This window comes from Desulfosarcina sp., from assembly GCF_041551955.1.
Lineage (GTDB): Bacteria > Desulfobacterota > Desulfobacteria > Desulfobacterales > Desulfosarcinaceae > Desulfosarcina.
On sequence record NZ_JBFELV010000539.1, the window covers coordinates 1 to 3,077 of the forward strand.

The window sequence follows — 3,077 nt, forward strand, 5'->3', positions numbered from 1 at the left end:
ATGATGCTGAAAAGGAAATAGACGCCCGCCACAAGCGCCGCCATACGGAACGGTTTGATATCTTCCGAAGTAAAGGCCCTCTCGTCGAGTCCGCGCAAGGAGCCAATTTTATTTTTTTTGAACACCTGTTACCCTCAACTAGGTCATAGTCGACAACCGGCGATTGAAATGAAAGTCGGAATGAAACCAGCCTGAAATGAAGATCGGAATTAAAACCCTGCTTGGGAGGGAGCAGGTTCAAAAGGGATCGAAAGGCTTATGAAAAAGAGACGTTAACCTTGAACCTTCCCCGCGGTCCCGATGAGCGGGATCTCTGTTCCGATTCGAGAATCGGCGGGCAACGCACCCGCCATCAAGGTTAAGGCGAGGCATCCCCCCTCTGAAAGCCAGAATCTAACCATCGGAAAAAAATTTACAAGCGCGGGAGGAGGATACCGTAGGCCGTTAAAAAAATGAAGCAGCGCTTATCTTATTGATGCCAGCTTCAGCAATTGAACCCAACATCGGGTCAGGATTCGATATCGTTAAAACACTGACGACGCCCCCCTGTCGCATCCAATATCTGGCGTACTTTTTGTGACAGCTCGGAGACGCTGAAGGGCTTTTGGATGAAACCGTTGCACCCTCGGCTCATTATTTTTTCTGCCTGGCCATCTATTGCATAGCCGCTGGCAAGCATAATCGGCATTTCCGGACAGGTTTCTCGAATGCCATCGAACGTCCTGCCACCGTCCATCCCCGGCATGATCATGTCGAGAATAACCAGGTCAACGCTTGCGCCTTCGCGGTGGACGACTTCCAGGGCTTCTTCCCCGCTTTTTGCGGTTATGACCTGATAACCCAGTCTCTTCAGCAGGGCCCGGCCGACCTCGATGATCATATCCTCGTCATCGACGATCAAGATGGTTTCGGTCCCGTTGTATATATTTTTCTCAGACGGAACTTCTTTTTCGACTAATTTTTCAGAAATGGGCAGGTAGAGGTTAAACGTCGTTCCATGGTCGGTTTTACTCTCTGCGTGAATGATGCCCGCATGGTTTTTGACGATGCCATAGGCCGACGCCAGACCCAACCCCGTCCCGCGGCTTTTTTCCTTCGTCGTGAAAAAAGGGTCGTAGATGTGTTGAAGCGTCTTCTCATCCATTCCAATGCCGGTGTCCGTGACCGACACATGGGCATAGCGCCCGGGTTCCACCTGATGCGGTTTGCACGCCTTGGGGCCCAACACGACATGTTTGGTTGCCAACCTCAGCGTTCCCCCATCGGGCATCGCCTGCCATGCATTGACGTAGAGGTTCAGCAGGACTTGCTCGATCTGCCTGCGGTCGGCCTCCACGACGATATCCGCGTCATGGAATCGGGTCTCGATGATGATCTCTTTTTTGGTCCGGCCAAACATGGTGGCACTTTTAAGAACCAACTCGTTGATGTCCGTCGGCTTGACTTCGTATTTCCCGCCGCGAGCAAAACCCAGCAACTGTTTGGTAAGATGGGTCGCACTGAGAATGTATTCATCGATGGCATGCAGGTGCTCCAAAATGGGATGAGCGTCTTCCAGATCCATCGAAATCAGTGAAGAACGGCCCTGAATGCCCATCAGGAGGTTGTTGAAATCATGCGCGATGCCACCGGCGAGGGTACCCAGGGACTCCATTCGTTCGGCATTTTGAAGCTGGGCATGAAGCCGCTGCCGCTCACTGATGTCCCGGATGACCCCATGGGTGCCGACGTGTCGTCTCTCTCCATTACTGGTGGATTCTTCGTAAATCCCCATGGATTTGAGTTCGACGGTCAAATGCCTGCGAGCGCTTTCGTCTTGCTGCCCGTCCCCGACCGCCTTCAATCGCAGCACAATCCCTGAGGCGACGCGGTCTCCCGATCGCCGCTCGTCGAAAAACCACTGGGCTTTGTCCCGATCCTCCTCACAGACAATCGTCGAATAGTGTTTACCGATCAGACCATCGACAGTAAACCCCAGCAAGTGTTCCAGTGCTTCACTTAAAAAGGTGAAATTCCCATCGGCATCCAAGGTGTATATAATGTCCGGGCTGTTCTGAACCAGATAGCGATATTTCTCCTCAGAACGGTACAGTTCGTGGTTGATTTTATCCTTTTCCTGCTTCAGCGCTTTTTGATTGATCGCATTCTCAACCGTTTTGAGAAATTCTTCGAACTCAAAGGGCTTCCTGAGGTAGTCGTATGCCCCGCATCTCAGAGCGGCCAGTGCTGAATCGAGATTTGCATCTCCGGTAATTACGATAATGGAGATGTCCGGATTCCCGGCTTTGATCTTCTCCATGAGTTCGATGCCGAAGACATCCGCTAAATGGACATCCAGAACGACCAGGTCGAATGCATTCTCGTTTACCAGGGCCAGGGCATCCCGCCCGCAGATTGCTGTCGTGACATCGTAATCCTTGGATTTTAGGAGGTAGGCCAGGCTCTCACAGATTCTGATTTCGTCATCGACGACAAGGATTTTTGGTGTTCGCCACATCAATGACATCCTATTTCTGTCGATTAAAGACACCTTGTATCGGCAATTCTACTTTAAACATGGTCCCCTGGTCCGGAACGTGTTCACAGACGATATGGCCATGCAGTGATTTAATGATGTGGTAGGCGATGGAAAGTCCCAAGCCGGAGTGCCCGCCCTCTTTGGAACTCACATAAGGATCAAACAATTTCTCTTTTATGTCTTCAGGAATTCCGGGCCCATCATCCTTGAATTGTATCTCGACGTATCCGTGGGGACCCTTTTTCCCGGGCGCAGGTTTGCCGCTGATCGGTGGCGGCAGGCGCCGGGTCTGAATAAAAAGATTTCCCCCCGCTTCCATGGCTTCAACCGCATTTTTTATGAGATTGATAAAGACCTGCTTGAGTCCTGCTTTTTCTGCGGTGATCGTCGGCAGTTCCTTGTCGAGATCGGTGTGCAGTTTTACATCTGCATGCCTTAAAAAGGATTCCCTGGTTAGGGTGACGATGTCCATCAGCAGGGCATTGATATCGGTCCTTTCCCGTGAGGGTTCTTTTTCATTTGAAAAATCATTTAGTTTACTCAAGAGATCGGAAGCACG

Annotated in this window: 2 protein-coding genes; both read right to left on the reverse strand. The window is 51.1% G+C overall.

Annotated elements, in window-relative coordinates:
* Window positions 1–508 precede the first annotated feature (508 nt).
* A complete protein-coding gene (locus ABYV26_RS23765) occupies window positions 509–2,497 on the reverse strand; it encodes a response regulator (RefSeq protein WP_372683833.1) in 1,989 nt (662 codons plus the stop codon).
* 10 nt (window positions 2,498–2,507) lie between these two features.
* Window positions 2,508–3,077: nitrogen regulation protein NR(II) (locus tag ABYV26_RS23770; RefSeq protein WP_372683834.1), on the reverse strand; the 570-nt coding region annotated here is incomplete at its 5' end.